The 20468-nt window shown below is 31.7% G+C and carries 16 protein-coding genes; 13 read left to right on the forward strand and 3 right to left on the reverse strand.

From position 1 onward, the window contains the following. Window positions 1-46: 46 nt before the first annotated feature. The 5 genes from RF683_RS08620 to RF683_RS08640 all read left to right on the forward strand — a co-directional run bounded on the left by RF683_RS08620 (window position 47) and on the right by RF683_RS08640 (window position 6460). Entirely contained in the window at window positions 47-1627 is a 1581-nt protein-coding gene (locus tag RF683_RS08620) for a beta-N-acetylhexosaminidase (protein ID WP_309531894.1), read from the forward strand. Window positions 1628-1633: 6 nt separating this feature from the next. Beyond that, window positions 1634-2632, forward strand: a complete 999-nt coding sequence (locus RF683_RS08625; RefSeq protein WP_309531895.1) for an isoaspartyl peptidase/L-asparaginase family protein — start codon at window positions 1634-1636, stop codon at window positions 2630-2632. A 3-nt stretch (window positions 2633-2635) separates the two neighbouring features. Next, complete coding sequence (locus RF683_RS08630) at window positions 2636-3163, forward strand: hypothetical protein (protein WP_309531896.1); 528 nt, start codon at window positions 2636-2638, stop codon at window positions 3161-3163. A 2-nt stretch (window positions 3164-3165) separates the two neighbouring features. After that, window positions 3166-3837, forward strand: coding sequence for a copper homeostasis protein CutC (locus RF683_RS08635; protein ID WP_309531897.1), 672 nt, complete (start codon window positions 3166-3168; stop codon window positions 3835-3837). A gap of 151 nt (window positions 3838-3988) precedes the next feature. Beyond that, complete coding sequence (locus tag RF683_RS08640; RefSeq protein ID WP_309531898.1) at window positions 3989-6460, forward strand: beta-mannosidase; 2472 nt, start codon at window positions 3989-3991, stop codon at window positions 6458-6460. A 37-nt stretch (window positions 6461-6497) separates the two neighbouring features. Here RF683_RS08640 and RF683_RS08645 read toward each other — a convergent pair whose 3' ends face one another. Continuing rightward, a complete protein-coding gene (locus RF683_RS08645; protein WP_309531899.1) occupies window positions 6498-7112 on the reverse strand; it encodes a deoxynucleoside kinase in 615 nt (204 codons plus the stop codon). Then, the gene (locus RF683_RS08650; protein WP_309531900.1) at window positions 7113-7880 is read right to left on the reverse strand and encodes a hypothetical protein; all 768 of its coding nucleotides are present in this window, start codon (window positions 7878-7880) and stop codon (window positions 7113-7115) included. Window positions 7881-7966: 86 nt separating this feature from the next. On the opposite strand from RF683_RS08650, the gene RF683_RS08655 reads away from it, so the two are divergent. Then, entirely contained in the window at window positions 7967-8887 is a 921-nt protein-coding gene (locus RF683_RS08655) for a GLPGLI family protein (RefSeq protein WP_309531901.1), read from the forward strand. 46 nt (window positions 8888-8933) lie between these two features. After that, window positions 8934-11693 carry a carboxypeptidase regulatory-like domain-containing protein gene (locus RF683_RS08660; RefSeq protein ID WP_309531902.1) on the forward strand — a complete coding sequence of 920 codons (2760 nt, stop codon included), beginning with the start codon at window positions 8934-8936 and terminating at the stop codon, window positions 11691-11693. A gap of 37 nt (window positions 11694-11730) precedes the next feature. On the opposite strand, the gene RF683_RS08665 is transcribed toward RF683_RS08660, so the two are convergent. Then, a complete protein-coding gene (locus RF683_RS08665) occupies window positions 11731-12981 on the reverse strand; it encodes an ABC transporter permease (protein WP_309531903.1) in 1251 nt (416 codons plus the stop codon). 179 nt (window positions 12982-13160) lie between these two features. Here RF683_RS08665 and purH point away from each other — a divergent pair, with 179 nt between their 5' ends. The 6 genes from purH to rodA all read left to right on the forward strand — a co-directional run bounded on the left by purH (window position 13161) and on the right by rodA (window position 20407). Then, window positions 13161-14687, forward strand: a complete 1527-nt coding sequence (gene purH / locus RF683_RS08670) for a bifunctional phosphoribosylaminoimidazolecarboxamide formyltransferase/IMP cyclohydrolase (RefSeq protein ID WP_309531904.1) — start codon at window positions 13161-13163, stop codon at window positions 14685-14687. Between the two features lie 142 nt (window positions 14688-14829). After that, window positions 14830-15858: a rod shape-determining protein gene (locus RF683_RS08675; protein ID WP_298660670.1), complete on the forward strand. Its 1029-nt coding sequence runs from the start codon at window positions 14830-14832 to the stop codon at window positions 15856-15858. Between the two features lie 10 nt (window positions 15859-15868). Further along, a complete protein-coding gene (gene mreC / locus RF683_RS08680; RefSeq protein ID WP_298660672.1) occupies window positions 15869-16702 on the forward strand; it encodes a rod shape-determining protein MreC in 834 nt (277 codons plus the stop codon). Window positions 16703-16704: 2 nt separating this feature from the next. Further along, window positions 16705-17211, forward strand: a complete 507-nt coding sequence (locus tag RF683_RS08685) for a rod shape-determining protein MreD (protein WP_309531905.1) — start codon at window positions 16705-16707, stop codon at window positions 17209-17211. 1 nt (window position 17212) lies between these two features. Next, a complete protein-coding gene (gene mrdA, locus RF683_RS08690) occupies window positions 17213-19147 on the forward strand; it encodes a penicillin-binding protein 2 (RefSeq protein WP_309531906.1) in 1935 nt (644 codons plus the stop codon). Window positions 19148-19150: 3 nt separating this feature from the next. Beyond that, complete coding sequence (gene rodA, locus RF683_RS08695) at window positions 19151-20407, forward strand: rod shape-determining protein RodA (protein WP_309531907.1); 1257 nt, start codon at window positions 19151-19153, stop codon at window positions 20405-20407. Window positions 20408-20468: the final 61 nt, after the last annotated feature.

The following is a 20468-nucleotide window of genomic DNA, read 5'->3' on the forward strand; positions in this document are numbered from 1 at the left end:
TTATGTAATTTATTTGTATATTTATCCTGTACATAAATAAATACACATGAAAATAATCTATTCGTTTCTATTATTTTTTCTATTCTCATTGAGCTTTTCTCAAACAGATATTGCAATTATTCCAAAACCGCAAGACGTATTTTTAAAAAAATCTAGTTTTTATATTACTCCCAAAACATGCATTCAAGCTGATGCAAATTCCTTTGAAGCAAGTTATCTTAAAGAAGCTATAAAAACACAAACCGAATTAAATTTAAACATCAATTCAACAAATAGCTCAAAATCCATTCAGCTAGTATTAGAAGTGCCCAATTCTAGTAATTTCAATAAAGAACACTATGAATTAGTTGTTTCCAATTCAAAAATTACCATTTCGGCTTTTACTAATCAAGGTCTTTTTTATGGCATTCAAACGCTATTGCAACTTATTCCATTTGAAAAAAAGAACAAAATTGCCGTTCCAGGTTTAAAAATAATCGATACACCCATGTATGCTTGGCGTGGCATGCATCTTGATGTTTGCAGACACTACTTCCCTATCACGTTTATCAAAAAATACATTGATTATTTAGCGCATTATAAAATGAATACCTTTCATTGGCATTTAACCGAAGATCAAGGTTGGCGCATCGAAATTAAAAAATATCCCAAGCTAACAGAGATTGGCGCATGGCGAAATGGCTCCATGACAGGAAAATACAGCGACCAAAAATTTGATGACATAAAATATGGAGGCTATTACACCCAAGAAGAAATTAAAGAAGTAGTCGCTTACGCATCACAACGACACATAACAATTATTCCTGAAATTGAGATGCCTGGACATTCACTTGCTGCATTGGCTGCTTATCCCGAATTATCTTGTACGGGTGGAACCTTTGAAGTAGGAAAAAAATGGGGCGTTTTCGATGATGTATATTGCCCTAAAGAAGAAACTTTTACGTTTTTAGAAAATGTGCTGTCCGAAGTAATGGCTTTATTTCCTTCTGAATACATTCATATTGGTGGTGATGAATGCCCAAAAACAAGATGGAAATCCTGTTCGCATTGTCAAAAACTAATGCAAGAAAAAGGATTGAAAGACGAGCATGAATTACAGAGTTATTTTATCCAACGAATCGAAAAATTTGTAAATAGTAAAGGTCGAAAAATTATTGGTTGGGATGAGATTCTAGAAGGCGGATTAGCACCAAATGCAGCTGTTATGAGCTGGCGCGGAACCGAAGGTGGAATTGCAGCTGCCAAACAAAAACATTTTGTAGTGATGACACCCGGCTCACATTGTTACTTTGATCATTACCAAGGAAAAGCAGAAAACGAACCATTAGCCATTGGTGGATTTACATCTTTGGAAAAAGTATATAATTTTAATCCTATGCCTGACGAACTCAATGCAGAAGAAAGAAAGTATATTTTAGGTGCACAAGCAAATGTTTGGACAGAATACATTATTACTACAGAACAAGTTGAATATATGATTATGCCAAGAATGTCCGCGCTGGCTGAAGTTTTATGGGGAACCGCAAAACCAGAAAATTATCTTGATTTTAAAACCCGTTTACAAGCACAAGAAAATTGGCTAAAAAACAACAACATCAATTATAGAAAAACTTCTTTCACAGAATAAAATAACATGACTAATAGACGAAATTTTTTAAAGAAAACCGCTTTAGCCACGGCTGGATTGGCGCTTGCAAGTTTCAAAAACGCGACTGAAACGGCTGAAAATAAAATTGAATTAAAACCTTCACAAAAACCAATTGTTCTTTCTACATGGAATTTTGGAATTAAAGCAAACGAAGCCGCATGGGAAATTTTAAGCAAAAATGGACGTGCTTTAGATGCCGTAGAAGCGGGTGTAAAAATTCCAGAAGGCGATCCAAATGAACGCAGCGTAGGTTATGGCGGCCGTCCTGATAGAGATGGTAAGGTAACACTTGATGCTTGTATTATGGACGAATTTTCAAATATTGGCTCAGTAGCTTGTTTGGAACACATCAAACACCCTATTTCTGTCGCCCGTGCGGTTATGGAAAAAACACCACACGTGATGCTGGTCGGAAAAGGAGCATTACAATTTGCCCTTTTACAAGGATTTAAAAAAGAAAATTTATTAATTGAAGAATCCGAAAAAGAATGGAAAGATTGGTTAAAAACCAGCCAATACAAACCCATTGCAAATATCGAAAACCACGACACCATCGGAATGATTGCTTTAGATGCAAATGGAAATTTATCAGGTGCGTGTACAACCAGCGGCATGGCATTTAAAATGCACGGTCGTGTAGGCGATTCTCCAATTATTGGTGCGGGGTTATACGTAGATAATGAAATTGGTGCTGCAACTGCAACAGGGCACGGCGAGGAAGTCATTCGAATTACAGGATGCCATTTGGTGGTAGAATTAATGCGACAAGGTTTGTCTCCTCAAAAAGCTTGTGAAGAAGCGGTAATGCGAATTGTAAAACTAACTAAAAATCGAGGCAAAGAATTAAAAGACATTCAAGTTGGATTTATTGCTTTGAATAAAAAAGGAGAATATGGCTCCTATTGTATACAAGGCGGTTTCAATTATGCCGTTCATGATGCAACTGGAAATAAATTAATAGATGCTAATTACTTTTTGAAATAATTTATGAAACTACTTTTTTTAATGTTTGGCTTGATTTTTTTTAGTTGTGAAATTAAAAACAAAGAGATTATTACTGAAACTAATAAGTTAGAAGAAACGTCAGAAGAGAAACAGAGTTTCTATGTAGGTGATATTAATAACGATAAAGTTCAAGATACGGCATTCGTAAATTTCAATCAACAAAACGAATATAGTGATATGATAATTAGTTTTTCAAATAGTATTCCTGAAATAGAATTGGGACAAAGTTTTGGTGTATTTATCAAAAAAACTGAAGATTTGAATTTTGATGGAGCCAATGAAATCATTATTTTTTCAAGAACACACGAAGGTTGGTGGAATTATATTTCCGTTTGGTCTTTTCATAATAATAAATGGAAAGAACTTAAAAAAACAATGGGATTTGTTTCAGATCATAAGGATTTTGAAAATAGAATTGTAAAAGATAAAAATCAATATTATTTAATTGGTGAGGATAAATGGAATGAAGATGAAAATGGTAATTTTAAAAAAGTGAAAATAAAAATCTAGTAATGAAGCATATAGAAATCGCTTGTTTCAATCTCGAATCTGCATTACTAGCTCAAAAAGCGGGTGCCGATAGAGTCGAATTGTGTGCTAATATTTCAGATGATGGAACTACACCGTCAACCGAAATTATTCAACAAGCTCGAAAAAATCTAACTATCGATTTATATATAATGATTCGTCCTAGAGGCGGGAATTTCGTTTACTCAAAAGCAGAATTAGAGCATATGAAATTGGAAATCGAAACTATCAAGAAACTTGGCATTAACGGATTTGTTTTTGGGATTTTGAATAAAGATAAAACTATTAATATCGAACAAAATAAAGCTTTAGTTGAATTGGCAAAACCATTTCCATGTACTTTTCACAGAGCTTTTGATGCTGTTGCTAAGTATGAACAAGCTTTGGAAGATGTTATTACTTGCGGATTTTCAACACTATTAACTTCAGGTACATTTTCTAATGTTATGGAAGGAAAAGAAGTCTTGAAAAAATTAGTTAAACAAGCAAAAAATCGCATCGAAATTATGCCAGGTGGCGGCTTGCGTTCAACCAATATTTCAGAATTGAATCAAACCGTCAATGCAAATTGGTATCATTCATCTGCTATAACCGATGGAACAGAAATTGCAAATTCGAATGAAATTATCGAACTGAAGAATAAACTGCAATCTTAAATTAACTTATGTGCCTTATATGTTTAAAAAATAAAATTCAAAAATCGTTCATTAAAAGAGATTCCTAGCGGAATGACAAATTTAGGGGTAAAAAAACTTTTATTAACTTCTTTAATTTGACGCTTTCAATTTCATAACTTATATGACTTTTATGTTTAAAAAAATATTCTTGTTTTTGATTATAGTTTGTTGTTCGGTTTCAGCACAGACTTCCTATCGCAATTTGTCGACTGAAAACTGGACATTCAATAAGCAAAACGAAACAAAAAAACATAAGGCAACTATTCCCGGTACCGTTCACACCGATTTATATGAAAATCAATTAATTCCTGATCCATTTTACGGAGCCAATGAAAAACAATTGCAATGGATTGAAAATGAAAATTGGGAATACGAATCCACTTTTTCATTATCTGAAAAAGAAATTTCCAATGAAAATATCGAATTAGAATTTGATGGTTTAGACACTTATGCTACTATTTATATTAATGGGAAACTGATTTTAGAAGCGAATAATATGTTTCGAAAATGGACAATTTCAGCGAAAAATCATCTTAAAAAAGGAAAAAATCATTTAAAAATTGTATTTCTATCAGCCGTTCAAAAAGGAAAAGTAGAAGCTTCAAAACTACCTTATACGTTACCTGAAAAAGAACGTGTTTTTGTAAGAAAAGCACAATATCAATTTGGATGGGATTGGGGTCCACGATTTGTAACCGCTGGCATTTGGAAAAAAGTACAATTGAAATTTTGGAATTCAGCCAAAATTGAAAATATAAAATACCGCCAGGTTGAGCTGAATAACCAAAATGCCCTTTTAGAATTTACAACTGAAATTTGTGTTTCGGAAGTAAAAACAATTCAACTAAAAATTAATGAAAAATTAGAAACATTTCATCTTAAAAAAGGAACGAATAAAGTAAAAATGCATTATGAAATTTCGAACCCAAAACGCTGGTGGTGTAATGGTTTAGGGTTTCCACATCAATATGAATTTCATTTTTCATTGGAACAAAGTCGAAAAATCATAGATAACAAAGAACTTAAAATAGGTTTACGAACCATTGAATTAGTGCAAGATAAAGATGAATTTGGCACAAGCTTTTATTTCAAATTAAACGGCAAACCAGTTTTTATGAAAGGGGCAAATTATATTCCGCCAGACAGTTTTTTGCCAAACCAAACATCAACAAATTATCAGCAACTCATTCAAAACGCGAGAAAAGCCAATATGAATATGATTCGTGTTTGGGGCGGTGGCGTGTATGCCGATGACGAATTTTACGATGCTTGTGATGCCAATGGAATTTTAGTTTGGCAAGATTTTATGTTTGCTTGCGCGATGTATCCGGGTGATGAAAAATTTATAGAAAACATAAAACAAGAAGTCATAGACAATGTAAATCGTTTACAAAACCATCCAAGTATTGCACTTTGGTGCGGCAATAATGAGAATGATGAAGGGTGGCACAATTGGGGTTGGCAAAAACAATTTAATTATTCAAAAGCCGATTCGACTCAAATTTGGAACGATTACAAAAAAGTATTTCATGAAATGATTCCACAAACATTAGATAGTCTTTTATCCAAAGAAAAAAATCTGTATTGGCCTTCTTCACCTTCAATTGGTTGGGGTAGAAAAGAAAGTTTAACACAAGGCGATTCGCATTATTGGGGCGTTTGGTGGGGCAAAGAACCGTTTGAAATGTATGAGAAAAAAGTAGGACGATTTATGAGCGAATATGGATTTCAAAGTATGCCAAATTTAGAAACGTTTCAAAAAGTAATTGCTAAAGAAGATTTTAATTTTACTTCAAAAGCGTTTAAAAATCATCAAAAACATCCTACTGGTTTTGAAACAATTACAGAATACATGACCCGAGATTTTCCTGTGCCAACTTCTATGGAAAAATACAATTATGTTTCGCAATTACTACAAGCTCATGGAATGAAAATCGCAATTGAAGCGCACCGATTAGCGAAACCCTATTGCATGGGATCTTTATATTGGCAATTAAACGATTGTTGGCCTGTGACTTCATGGAGTACTTTGGATTATTACGGCAATTGGAAAGCGGCGCATTACCAAGTCAAAGAAAGTTTTGCTCCGATATTTTTAGCGGTAACAGAAAATGAGAATGGATTTTCCATAATAGGAAGTAACGATAATCTAGAAGCAATATCTGGAACTTTAGCTGCTAAATTGATTGATTTTTCTGGAAAAGAACTTTGGACTGCTTCAAAAGAATGTACTTTGGACGTAGAAAAAAATACAACTTGTATGCAGATTTCGAATGTTGATTTGCCAAAATTCAAAAAAGAAAAAACGGTATTAGCTTTAGCATTTACGAGTAATCATAAAAAAACCGTTGCGTATCATTATTTTGTAAAACCTAAAGAGTTACAACTTGAAAAACCAACTATTGAAATTAATATTGTAGGCGAAACACTTATCGAACTTAAAACAAATACACTTGCAAAAAATGTGTATTTAGAAGCAAATAGTGCTTTTTTTGAAGAAAACTATTTTGATTTAGTGCCCGGAATTCCAAAAATCATTAAGACGCAAAAACCAACTCAAGAAACTAAGATATTTTCTTTATTTGATGCCATGAATGAATAAAGCATAAAAAACGCCTCAATTGAGGCGTTTAAATTTTTTAAAATAATCCGTGTATTTCAGCGTCAATTTTTTGAATAATAGTCCCCAAATCTTCGGGATTATTTAAATAATCCATATTATCTACATCAATTATGACTAATTTTCCTTTGTCATACGTTTGAATCCACGCTTCATATCTTTCATTCAATCGACTCAAATAATCAATAGAAATAGAGTTTTCATAATCTCTACCTCGTTTATGTATTTGATTGACCAAATTTGGAATTGAACTTCGTAAGTAAATCAATAAATCTGGTGGCCCTACTAAATCTTCCATTAAATCAAATAAAGATTTATAGTTTGTATAATCTCTATTTGTCATGAGTCCCATAGCGTGAAGATTGGGTGCAAAAATAAAAGCATCTTCATAAATGGTTCTATCTTGAATAGTATTTTTTCCTGATTTTCTCATATCTAAAATTTGTCTAAATCGACTATTCAAGAAAAATATTTGTAAGTTGAAACTCCATCGTTCCATTTGGTGATAAAAATCATCTAAATACGGATTATCTTCCACATCTTCAAAATGAGCTTCCCATTTAAAATGTTTAGATAATAATTTTGTTAAAGTCGTTTTTCCGGCACCAATGTTTCCTGCAATCGCTATATGCATTTATTGAGTTTTTAATTTATAGTTTGTTAGTAATGAGTTTGTAAAAATAGCTAAAATTCCATTTTGATAGAAAATTTTTTTAATCATTTTTTTCGTACTACCTAAAGCAAATACTTGTCCCTTCTTTGCAAGTAACACATATAACTGCTCATTTTTGGTAAAAAACAGCTCTTTTTCTGTGATAAAAATAGTAGCAGCAGCATCTTCTACTTCTCCTAAATAAATTATTTTTCCAAATTTATCTATTTGAAACCATTCATTATTTTGATTTACCCAAACTAAAAAATTATAATTTGAATAGATATATTTAATGGGCGATGTCATTACGGGAGAAATCCACCGTATGGTAGCTGTTGAAAAATTATAGAGTCCCATTTTTTGCGTTAGACTATCTAAAAACCAACATTCGTTTTGAGAAGCAGGCTTAACAAAATCAACCACTATATCTTTAAATAGTATTGTTTGGATTTCATTAAATTGATTGTCTAACACAACAATTTTGTTTGTGTTTTTAAAAAATAAAAGGGTATGTAATGCATTAAAACATTCTACTTGTGAAAGCTTACCTCCTAAGTTTGAAGTATATAAAAATGTATTTGTTGGGGTTACTTTATAAATCGTATTTTGAGTTGAAAAATACTTATTTTGCACTGCATCTTGCCCCCAATATTCATCAAAATCTACCGTAACACTATCTTGCAAAATTAGCTGAAAAGATTGCGCTTGAAGCATCAGAGAAAAACAACAAAAAATTAAATATTTAATCATATAAACAATATTAACACAAAAATAACAAAAATGAGTGTAACTATTTCATTATTTTATAGTCTAACAAGCAAAAAACACCATTTAGTATGAAAAAAATAGTTTTCGTTATTTTAAGCTTAACAGGTTTTACCGCCTTAGCACAAAAAGACTTTCAAGGTATGGCAGTGTATGAATCTAAAACTTCAACCGCTGAATTTGCTAAAAACTTTGAAGGAAATAAAGATATTACTCCAGAAATGAAAACTCAAATTATGGAAAGAATGAAAAAAGCATTCGAAAAAACGTTCATTTTAAATTTTGATAAATCGGCGTCTATTTATAAAGAAGAAGAAAAATTAGATGCTCCAGGCCAAGGAGGGGGTATGCGCATGATGACCTCTATGATGGGTGGCGGTGGCACGTATTACAAAAATGTAAAAGAAAAAACATATACGGTAGACAAAGAAGTTTTTGGAAAAGAGTTTTTAATTAAAGATTCTTTGCCAAAATATGAATGGGTATTGTCTCAAGAAACAAAAAAAATTGGTGATTATACTTGTTTTAAAGCAACGGCAATAACACAACCTAGCAAAACTGATTTCAGAAACTTTAGAAGAAAAGAAGAAAAAAAAGACGAAGAAAAAACTGAAACTACTAGTAAAGAAGGTGAAACAAAAACAGATACTGAAAAAGTTAAAAAAACAAATTTTTTAGACGAAGTTAATTTACCAAAAGAAATTACTATTACGGCTTGGTATTGTCCTGAAATCCCAATTAATCAAGGACCTGAAGGCTATTGGGGGTTACCTGGATTAATTATGGAAGTAAATGATGGAAAAACGAATATTCTTTGCTCTAAACTAGCACTTAACATCAAAGAAAAAGTAGAAATTAAAGCCCCAACAAGTGGCGATAAAGTAACTCAAAAAGAATTTGACGACACCATACTAAAAAAAATGGAAGAGTTTAGAGAAATGGGTGGCGGTCCTGGTGGAAGAGGTAGTATGCAATTTAGAATGGGGAGATAAATTAAATAATAAAAGTCGCTTTAGGGCGACTTAAATTTGAAGTAACATGAAAAAACTTATACTGATATTTGCCTTTATCTTTTCAGGAGTAGTAAGCGCACAAAATATTAAACTAGAAGGAACAGTAAAAGATGCGTCTGGTGCTGTAATAGAAACAGCAAACGTAATGGCTATCAATCAAACTACAAAAGCCATGGACGCCTATAACATTACAAATGACAAAGGTAAATTTTCATTAAATCTAAAGCCAAATACCGAATATCTTATAAAAGCAGGATACATTGGTTATGCTCCTTTTGAGAAAAAAATTACAACGGCAAACCAAAACATTTCACTTGAAATAGCTTTGAAAGAAAACAATGAAATTGAAGCTGTTGAAATTGTAAAAGAAATGCCTGTAACCATTAAAGGTGATACCATAATTTATAATTCAGATTCGTTCACTAATGGAACAGAAAAAAAATTAGAAGACGTTTTAAAGAAGCTGCCGGGTGTTGAAGTTAACAAAGACGGAGAAATTGAAGTTGAGGGCAAAAAAGTACAGAAAGTCATGGTTGAAGGAAAAGACTTTTTCGATGGAGACACTAAAATTGCCACAAAAAATATCCCTGCAGATGCTTTAGATAAAATTCAAGTACTTAGGAATTATAATGAAGTTTCTAATTTGAAAGGTCTTGAAAATAATGAAGAAAATGTAGCGATAAATATTAAACTAAAAGCGGGTAAAAAGAATTTTTGGTTTGGAGATGTAACTGCTGGCGGAGGTTTTAGCAACAAATTAGATCGTCATATATTTAACCCCAAATTATTCTTTTATAGCCCAAAATACAGTGTAAACGTTATTGGTAACCTTAATAATATTGGAGAATTACCTTTAACCATGCAAGATTATTTCAAATTTACTGGCGGGTTTAAAAATATGACTCGTAAAAGCGGAAGTACTTTTAATGTTTCTTCAAATGATTTAGGGATCATGGGAATGCGAAATAATCGTGCTAAAGAAATAGATGCAAAGTTTGGCGCTGCTAACTTCAGTTATAATCCTTCAAAAGCATGGACAATTAGTGGATTTGGAATTTATTCCTACAACAAAACAAATTTGCTTACTGAAAACATTTACAATCGTGTAGATCAATTCAATGGCACACCCACTACAGTTACTGAAAACAAAACAGATAAATCCTTACAAAGCACCGATTTAGGTTTGTTCAAAATAAGTTCTAGTTATGTCCCTTCAACAAAAGTTCATTTTGATTATGATGCTTTGATAAAAACTTCTAATCAACTGGAAAATCAAAGTACAGTTTCAAGTTTACAAGGCGATATTTATACGGTGAAAAAACAAAAACCGTTAGCAATAAATCAAAATTTGAATTACTATTACACACTTAATGATAAAAATGTTTTCTCTTTTGAAATGCAAAATTTATTTCAAGAAGAAGACCCACTTTATCAGGCTAATCTAGCAAAGTTGAATGGACAAGGAATTCCCGTTTTTTCTATTTTTCAACAATTAAATGGATACAATACAAGCCAAACACGAAATGATGGCAATCAAAACAGACTTGTTAAAACAAATAAAACAGATACTAAATTAGATTATTATTACATGGTTACCCCAAAAAGCAACATTAATGTGACTTTAGGAAACACCTATTCGTATCAAAATTTTAATTCTTCAATTTATCAAATTTTAGATAACGGAACAACCAATAATCTTACTGCTCCGGAAAACAACAACCAAGTTACGTATAAATTTAATGATGTATTTTTAGGCTTACACTATAAATTTATGACCGGAAAATTTACATTTAATCCTGGTTTTACTATTCATCAATTTAACACAGCTGACACTCAACTTAACTCATCTCACAAAATGAGTTTCAATAGATTTTTACCAGATGTATATGCACTTTGGCAAATTAAAAAATCACAAACACTTACATACAACTATTCCATGAGTAATAGTTTTACAGATATTAATAAATTAGCTCAAGGCTATGTGTTTTCTAATTATAATAGCTTGTTTAGTGGAAATAGATTTTTAGAAAATTCATTATCTCACGTGCATTCTTTACGTTTCTTTAAATATAGTATGTTTAATTTTGAAAATATTTTCGCCAATTTAACCTATACTAAACAAGTTAATACAATAACCAATAAAGCATTATTAACTGGTGTAAATCAAGTATCTTCTTCTGTGAATATGCCTTCAAATTTTCCAAATGAATCTTTATCTGGTTTTGGAAGTTATGGGCGTTCATTTTTAAGATATTTCAAAGCAGATGTTAATGCGCAACTTTCTTGGGCAAAAAATAACAATATTCGTATCTTACCAGATAATGATACTGATCCAACTAACAATCCTGCTCAATATCAAACAACAAAATCTTTTACACAAAATTATGGTTTCAGTTTTTCTACAAATCTTAAAAACTTACCTAATTTAGAATTCAATTATGACTATACTATTAATGATTTTCAAAGTCAAGTTTATTATGTAGATAATCCTTCTATTACCTTAGAGTATTATTTTTTAGATGCTTTCTCTTTTACATCTGAATATAGTTTTTACCATAATAGAAATAAAGCAAAAACAGTTAATACAGAATATGATTTTCTTACCGCTTCGTTAAGCTATAAAAAGAAAGACAGTAAATTTGAATATAAAATCAATGCTACAAATTTATTAAATACAACAAGTATTAATGACAGTAGTTTCAATGCTCTGGGGGGTTCTACAAACTTCTCGAGTTATTACGTACAGCCACGTTATTTAATATTTAGTCTAAAATATAATTTATAAAAAAAGCGGGGTTTTAAAACTCCGCTTTTTTATTATTTTACATTCCCGTTCGTATAGCTTCTACCGGGTCTAATCTTGAGGCAGAAATAGCGGGAATAATTCCAGCAATTAACCCAATAAAGATTGCTAATCCTGACCCAATTAATACATTAGTAAAACTAAGTACAAAATCAAAATCGACGGCATACGTAAGCACTATTGCAATAAGCCAAACTAGAAACATGCCTATAATACCTCCAAATAGAGATAAAATAACAGCTTCAAACAAAAACTGAAACAATATAAATTTATTTTTTGCACCAAGTGCTTTTTGAATACCAATTAAATTTGTGCGTTCCTTTACAGAGACAAACATAATATTAGCAATTCCAAAACCTCCTACTAATAACGAAAAACCACTCAATACCCATCCCGCAACATTCATTTGTCCTGTAATATTTTCAATAAAATCAGTAAATCCAGACAACACATTAATGAAAAAATTATTAATATCATCTGGTTTCAAGCCTCTATATGAACGAAGTTTTTGTGTTAATTCAGCCTTCAATTCTTCAATATCTATCCCTTTTTCAGGTTTTATTAAAATAGCAGGCGTAAACGATTTATTGTTATCTCCATACATTTTTCGTAAAAAGTTTACCGGAAAAAACACCGCAATATCATTACTATCTCCAAAAGTGTCTTGGCCTTGTTTTTTTAATACCCCAATAACCTTAAAACGCTGTCCATATAAACGAATCTGCTTACCTATTGGATCATTTGTTTCAAACAATCCTTCGGCAACATCACTTCCAATAACAATAACCGGAACCCCCGAATTAGATTCTGATTCATTAAACAAACGTCCTTTTTCTATTGTAAAAGGTTCAATATCAAAAAATTCGTTAGTTGATGGTTTTACTCGTATTGACGTTACTATATTATCTCCATATTTAATACTTTCATTTCGAGTAAACATATTATAAGACATTTGATCAACGCCAGATAAATTTCTTTTTAAATATTGGTACTCTTCATATTTAACTTGTGGAAATTGATCTCTTTTCCATTGCTCTACATCTGTTGGGCCAAAAGAATATTTAAACAAATAAATGGTATTTTTATCCATACCGCTTATACTGCTTTCAATATTTTTTTTCATAGAATCTACCGCAGCTAAAACAGCAATAATAGAAAAAATACCTATTGTGACACCTAATAAAGACAATAAGGTTCGCAATTTATTGTTACGTAATGCATTCAATGCAAAACTCAAACTTTCTTTTAGTAATCTAATATATAATAACATAATTCATTTGGCTTACTCTATAAGTAGCTATTGTTTAAAAGTTGTTACAACTTTATAATAACTTATTCTTTGTACATTTGACTGTTTAAAATTGTATAATTACTTTTGCAGTGTAATAAACAAAACTTAACTACTAAAAAAGCAGAAACAACTAACTTTTTGCTGAAAACAACAACACAATGACAAATTTAAAAAAAATTAATGCCGCTTTAATCTCTGTATTTGACAAAACAGGATTAGAACCAATTGTAAAAGCACTTCATCAAAACAACGTAACACTTTATTCTACAGGCGGAACAGAAATTTTTATCAAAGAATTAGGTATTCCTGTTGTAGCCGTTGAAGACATTACCTCCTACCCATCTATACTAGGAGGAAGAGTGAAAACGTTGCATCCAAAAATTTTCGGTGGTATTTTAAACAGACAAGATCACGAAGGTGATGTAGCACAAATGCAAGAATTTGACATTCCTCAAATAGACTTAGTTATTGTAGATTTATATCCATTTGAAAAAACAGTGGCTTCTCAAGCTAGTGAACCCGAAATTATTGAAAAAATAGATATTGGAGGTATTTCACTAATTAGAGCTGCTGCAAAAAATTTCAAAGACACAGTTATTGTGGCTTCTGTTCAAGAATATGCTGAATTTTTGAATTTTTATACTGAAAACAATGGATTTACTTCTATAGAACAAAGACGTTTACTTGCTACAAAAGCATTTCATATTTCTTCAAATTATGACAGTGCCATTTTTACTTATTTCAATGAAGATGCAACGTATTTAAAAGTAAGCGAATCAAATGGTCAAGTTTTGCGTTATGGTGAAAACCCTCATCAAAAAGGGTTTTTCTTTGGAAACTTTGAAGCTATGTTTACCAAAATTAATGGTAAAGAACTGTCTTACAATAATTTATTAGACGTGGATGCCGCCGTAAATCTTATTAATGAATTTAAAAATGATGCGCCTACATTTGCCATTCTTAAGCACAATAATGCGTGTGGAATAGCAACACGTCAAACAATGAAAGAAGCTTATTTAGAAGCCCTAGCAGGCGATCCCACTTCAGCTTTTGGAGGCGTATTAATTGCTAATAGCAAAATTGATTACGATACGGCCGAAGAAATTAACAAGCTATTTTGTGAAGTTGTTATTGCTCCTGCTTATGATGAAGATGCAATAGAAGTATTAGAAGAAAAGAAAAACAGAATTATTTTAATACTAAACGACGTTAACTTACCAGAAAAACAAATTAGAACTTGCTTAAATGGTTTACTTGTTCAAGATAAAGACAACGTTACCGATTCGGCAGAAATTTTAAAAACCGCAACAAAAGTTGGTCCTACCGAAGAAGAGATTGAAGATTTGTTATTTGCTTCAAAAATATGCAAACACACCAAATCAAACACAATTGTTCTCGCAAAAAACAAACAGCTTTGTGCATCAGGTACAGGTCAAACTTCAAGAGTTGACGCATTGAAACAAGCCATTGAAAAAGCACAATCATTTGAATTTGATTTAACAGGCGCTGTAATGGCAAGCGATGCGTTTTTTCCATTTCCAGATTGTGTAGAAATAGCAAAAAATGCTGGAATTACAGCAGTTATTCAACCAGGAGGTTCTATCAAAGACGAATTAAGCATCAATTATTGCGATGCAAATAACATGTCAATGGTATTCACTGGAATTAGACATTTCAAGCATTAATAAACGAACAAAACAACCTGTTTTTACAAATGCATTAAGACTTTTTGTTTTAATGCATTTTTATTTTAAAATATCCCAAATAATTTTCCTATTTTTGTCTGTTGAATAATTCAATTATACACTAACCCTATTTATAAAGCATATGGGATTTTTTGATTTCATGACTGAGGACATTGCAATTGACCTTGGAACCGCAAATACGTTAATCATTCACAATGATAAAGTTGTTGTTGACAGCCCTTCTATAGTAGCTCGAGACAGAATTTCTGGTAAAATTATAGCCTTCGGAAAAGAAGCTAATTTGATGCAAGGGAAAACACACGAAAACATCAAAACAATTAGACCTTTGAAAGATGGTGTAATTGCTGATTTTGATGCATCTGAAAAAATGATTAGCATGTTTATCAAAAGTATTCCTGCTTTAAAGAAAAAATTATTTACACCAGCTTTACGAATGGTAATTTGTATTCCTTCAGGAATTACTGAAGTGGAAATGCGTGCCGTAAAAGAATCTGCTGAACGTGTAAATGGTAAGGAAGTTTATCTAATACACGAACCAATGGCAGCTGCTATCGGTATTGGGGTAGATATTATGCAACCAAAAGGAAATATGATTGTGGACATAGGTGGTGGTACTTCAGAAATTGCTGTTATTGCTTTAGGTGGTATTGTATGTGATAAATCAGTAAAAGTAGCAGGTGACGTATTTACAGATGACATTATCTACTATATGAGAACACAACACAACTTGTTTGTGGGTGAAACAACAGCTGAAAAAGTTAAAATTCAAATTGGAGCCGCTATAGAAGATTTAGACACCCCGCCAGACGATATGTCTGTTGAAGGACGTGACTTACTTACTGGTAAACCAAAACAAGTAGAAGTGTCTTATAGAGAAATCGCAAAAGCACTTGATAAATCTATCCAACGTATCGAAGATGCAATTATGGAAACGTTATCACAAACTCCTCCAGAATTAGCAGCAGATATTTACAATACTGGAATTTACTTAGCAGGCGGTGGTTCTATGCTAAGAGGCTTAGACAAACGTATTTCTCTTAAAACAGATTTACCGGTTTACATTGCTGAAGACCCGCTAAGAGCGGTAGTAAGAGGAACAGGAATGGCCTTAAAAAACCTAAACATGTATAGAAACATTTTAATTAAATAATCTTTAATTAATGCAGCAAATTATTTATTTCTTGATAAAAAACAGCTATAGATTGCTGTTTTTGCTGCTTCTAAGCATTTCATTAGTGCTTACTATACAATCGCATTCTTATCATAGAAGTGAATATATCAATTCTGCTAATTCTTTGTCCGGGTATACCTATACTCAAATTAGCAACATTAAGGAATATTTTGGACTACGTGCTAAAAACGAAGAATTAGCTCAAGAAAATGCTCGCTTAAAACAAATTCTATTCAATAAAAAGGATACGGTTTTAAATGGAAAAATTAAAGTCCCAAATATTCTTTCAGATTTCACAGTATTACAAGCGCGTGTGATTAAAAACTCTTATGATAAACAAGAAAATTTTTTAACACTTGATCGTGGTAGTTTAAAAGGTATTCATAGTGACATGGCAGTAATCAATGATCGAGGAGTTGTGGGAATTGTAGATAAGACTACAAAAAACTTTGCTACGGTAATTAGCATTTTGCACACCAACAATCCTATGAATGGAAAAATTAAAAATTCTAATCATTTTGGTTCAATCACGTGGGATGGAAAAAATGCGGGGTATGTACAACTTATCGATGTACCAAAACTAGCAACACTTAAAAAAGGGGATAGTATTGTTACGGGCGCACAATCTTATATTTTTCCAGAAAATATTCCGATTGGCAAAATTGACAAAATTTTTATAGATAAAAACACCAATAAATTTGTAATCAATGTACGTTTATTTAACGATATGACAAATCTTGGTTATGTGTACATTGTTGAGAATAAAAAGAAAAGAGAAAAAGAAATAGTAGAAGCTGCTTCTGAAAAAGGCACAACTAAATAATAATGAACAGTAATTTTATACTAAATATCATTCGTTTTTTTGTTTTGATTACACTTCAAGTAGTTGTGTTAAATCAAATCAATTTTGGTGGATGGATTAATCCGTATTTGTATGTGCTTTTTATTATTTTATACCCTATTAATTCGAATAAATTTGGTTTTATCGCTGCAAGTTTTGCCCTAGGTCTTTTGGTCGATATTTTTTCTGATAGTGGCGGTATACATGCTACAGCTTGTTTAATGCTCGCATACTTTAGACCTGTTTTTTTACGATTTGCATTTGGACTAAGTTATGAATATCAAACCATTAGAATTGCTGATAAACTAACCGTCGATCGTTTTACATTTATCATGACTTCTATTCTTTTTCACCATATTATATTGTTCACATTAGAACTATACAGATTAAGTTTATTTTTTAATATTATTTTACACACTATAGTAAGTACCCTATTTACATTTTTGATTTGTATTATTAGCATTTATTTAATTAAGTCAAATAAAAAATAAAATGAGAAAAACGTTTTTACCTACCTTAATCATTGTAGCTTCTGTTATACTCATTTTACGTCTTTTTTATTTACAAGTTATTGATGATACACTAAAAATAAAATCTGAAAATAATGCCATTAAAATAAAATATGATTTTCCTGAAAGAGGCTATATCTACGATCGTTACGGAAAATTATTAGTAGCTAATCAACCTTCTTATGATATCATGGTTGTTCCTAATGAAATTAAGCGTATAGATACGCTTGAGTTCTGTTCTATACTTGATATAACTAAGAAAGAATTTATAGAAAAAATTGAGAAAGCAAAAATCTATAGCCCCCGATTACCTTCATTATTTTTGGCACAATTGAATAAAATGGAATTTGCTGCTTTCCAAGAAAAAATTAGAAAGTATAACGGATTTTATATTCAAAAACGTTCATTACGTGAATATCAAGGAAAATTTGGCGCTAACGTCTTTGGATTTATTACACAAGTAAACGACAAAATTATTGACAAAAACCCTTATTATAAAAGTGGTGATTTAATTGGACGTCAAGGCGTAGAAGAAGCATATGAAGAAATTTTAAGAGGTCGAAAAGGGGTAAAATACATTCTAAAAGATAAACACAATAAAGAAATAGGTTCGTATAAGGAAGGTAAATTTGACACTATTTCACAACAAGGAAGTGACATCACGTTATCTATTGACGGCGCCTTACAACAATATGGCGAAGAATTAATGGTAAACAAACGAGGAGGTATTGTTGCAATAGAACCAAAAACTGGGGAAATACTAGCACTAGTAACCGCTCCTTCTTATGACCCAGCAGTATTAGTGGGAAGACAAAGGTCAAAAAATTATACTAAATTATACAATGATTCAATAGCTAAACCTTTGTTTGACAGAGGCCTATTAGCAGAATACCCACCAGGCTCACCATTTAAAATATTAACCGGATTAGTGGGGCTACAAGAAAATGTAGTTACACCAGAAACTTCATTTATGTGTCACCATGGTTTTTCATATGGTAGAGGAGCTTTTATGAAATGTCACTGCCCTGGGGGTGTAATAAAACTACACAATGGTATTTATAAGTCATGTAATGCCTATTTTGCTAATGTATATAAAAGAACTATAGAAAAATATAACAAACCAAAAGATGGTGTAGATCAATGGTATAAGCATATGAAGAGTTTTGGCTTGGGTCAATTTTTAGGTTATGATTTACCTCCAGGTAGAAAAGGACACATTCCGAGTTCAAAATTTTATGATCATTATTATCCAAATGGTGGATGGCGCTCATCTACTATTATTTCAAATTCTATTGGTCAAGGTGAAGTATTAATGACACCCATTCAATTGGCTAACATGATGGCTATCGTAGCAAATAAAGGCTATTATTACACTCCTCATGTAATTAAAAAAATCAAAGGCCACCAAATTGATTCTAAATACACCACTCGCCATTATACAACAGTAAATAGCAGACATTTTGAGCCTGTAATAAACGGATTATTCGACGTGTATAATATGGGAACAGCTGCTGGCCTGGGTGTTGAAGGACTTGAAATTTGTGGAAAAACAGGTACTGCTGAAAATTTTACCAAACTAAATGGAAAACGTGTTAAATTACAAGACCATTCTATTTTTGTTGCTTTTGCGCCCCGACATAATCCAAAAATTGCCATTGCTGTATTTGTAGAAAACGGATATTGGGGAAATCGATGGGCGGGACCTATTGCAACCCTAATGATTGAAAAATATATCAATAAAAAAATTACGCGAACTGATTTAGAAAAAAGAATGCTGGAAGGAAATTTGAATGGCGAATATGCTAAACTCTATCCAAAAAAAGGTGATTCATTTTTACCCCTATTAACGTATTCAAAACAAGATTCGCTTCGATTAAATTTGACAAAACCAAAAGATTCTGTAAAGAAAAACAAGTAGTTCATGAAAAATCAAAGTTTAAGCAATTCAATAGATTGGGTTACCCTGCTTATTTATGGCATACTAGTTATTTTTGGTTGGATGACCATTTATTCTGTTACCGTTCCAATTGATCAAGAATACACCTTTGATTTTAGTCAACATTATGGCAGACAAATGTTATTTATATTAATTGCCATACCCATCATTTTTACCATACTTTTTATTGATTCAAAACTTTTTGAACGGTTTTCATTAGTGTTTTATGGATTGGGAATTGCTTTGCTCATGGGGCTATTTGTTTTTGGTGTGACCAAAAAAGGACAAACTAACTGGTATCAATTTGGAGGATTTGGTTTTCAGCCTTCAGAATTTGTTAAAACAGCGGTAGCACTCTTATTAGCAAAATACTTAAGTGATGCACAAGTAAATTTAAGCAAAACAAAATTTCAATATATTGCATTTGCAATTATAGGCTTTCCCGTATTTTTAATTCTTTTACAACCCGATGCGGGTAGCGCCATGATTTTTTTATCCCTCATTTTTGTATTATATAGAGAAGGATTACCATCTTGGTATTTATGGAGTGCTGCAATAGCCATTATAACTTTCATTTTAGCATTACTGATAAAACCTGCTTTTCTTATTGGCTTTATTTTATTATTCATGATTATACACTATGGATTGAACAGAAAGATTACCCGTAATCCAGTTGTTTACTTACTAATTTTTATAAGTATATCTATTTTTGCTTTTTCTGTAAGTTATATGTTTGATAATGTTTTGGAACCCCATCAAAAAGATCGTATCAATGTCCTTTTAGGCAAAGAAGTAAACATGAAAAAGGAAGGATATAACCTCAACCAATCTATGATTGCTATTGGATCGGGCGGTTTTTTTGGCAAAGGTTACTTAGAAGGTACACAAACTAAAGGTGGTTTTGTACCTGAACAACATACTGATTATATTTTTACAACCGTTGGAGAAGAATGGGGTTTTTTTGGAAATATAATTGTTATTGGCTTATTTGTTGGTTTATTTCTTCGTATTTTATATTTAGCAGAACGGCAAAAAACAAAATTTAGTAGAATATACGGGTATTGTGTTGCCACATATTTGTTTACCCATTTTTTTGTGAATATAGCAATGCTCATTAGATTGTTCCCAACAGTAGGTGTTCCTCTTCCCTTTTTCTCGTATGGAGGTTCCTCATTATGGGCATTCACAATTATGCTTTTTATTTTTATAAAGCTTGATGCCAATAAAGTAAATGAATGGTAAAAGAAAATAACTTAATTAAAAAAACAAACCAAAACCCCTAACAAATTGTTAGGGGTTTTGG

The organism is Flavobacterium sp. 20NA77.7 (assembly GCF_031326205.1).
Classification (GTDB): Bacteria; Bacteroidota; Bacteroidia; order Flavobacteriales; family Flavobacteriaceae; genus Flavobacterium; species Flavobacterium nakdongensis.

Coding starts and splice junctions, on each gene's coding strand:
- RF683_RS08620 (WP_309531894.1), top strand. CDS start 47: ATGAAAATAATCTATTCGTTTCTATTATTTTTTCTATTCTCATTGAGC.
- RF683_RS08625 (WP_309531895.1), top strand. CDS start 1,634: ATGACTAATAGACGAAATTTTTTAAAGAAAACCGCTTTAGCCACGGCT.
- RF683_RS08630 (WP_309531896.1), top strand. CDS start 2,636: ATGAAACTACTTTTTTTAATGTTTGGCTTGATTTTTTTTAGTTGTGAA.
- RF683_RS08635 (WP_309531897.1), top strand. CDS start 3,166: ATGAAGCATATAGAAATCGCTTGTTTCAATCTCGAATCTGCATTACTA.
- RF683_RS08640 (WP_309531898.1), top strand. CDS start 3,989: ATGTTTAAAAAAATATTCTTGTTTTTGATTATAGTTTGTTGTTCGGTT.
- RF683_RS08645 (WP_309531899.1), bottom strand. CDS start 7,112: ATGCATATAGCGATTGCAGGAAACATTGGTGCCGGAAAAACGACTTTA.
- RF683_RS08650 (WP_309531900.1), bottom strand. CDS start 7,880: ATGATTAAATATTTAATTTTTTGTTGTTTTTCTCTGATGCTTCAAGCG.
- RF683_RS08655 (WP_309531901.1), top strand. CDS start 7,967: ATGAAAAAAATAGTTTTCGTTATTTTAAGCTTAACAGGTTTTACCGCC.
- RF683_RS08660 (WP_309531902.1), top strand. CDS start 8,934: ATGAAAAAACTTATACTGATATTTGCCTTTATCTTTTCAGGAGTAGTA.
- RF683_RS08665 (WP_309531903.1), bottom strand. CDS start 12,981: ATGTTATTATATATTAGATTACTAAAAGAAAGTTTGAGTTTTGCATTG.
- purH (WP_309531904.1), top strand. CDS start 13,161: ATGACAAATTTAAAAAAAATTAATGCCGCTTTAATCTCTGTATTTGAC.
- RF683_RS08675 (WP_298660670.1), top strand. CDS start 14,830: ATGGGATTTTTTGATTTCATGACTGAGGACATTGCAATTGACCTTGGA.
- mreC (WP_298660672.1), top strand. CDS start 15,869: ATGCAGCAAATTATTTATTTCTTGATAAAAAACAGCTATAGATTGCTG.
- RF683_RS08685 (WP_309531905.1), top strand. CDS start 16,705: ATGAACAGTAATTTTATACTAAATATCATTCGTTTTTTTGTTTTGATT.
- mrdA (WP_309531906.1), top strand. CDS start 17,213: ATGAGAAAAACGTTTTTACCTACCTTAATCATTGTAGCTTCTGTTATA.
- rodA (WP_309531907.1), top strand. CDS start 19,151: ATGAAAAATCAAAGTTTAAGCAATTCAATAGATTGGGTTACCCTGCTT.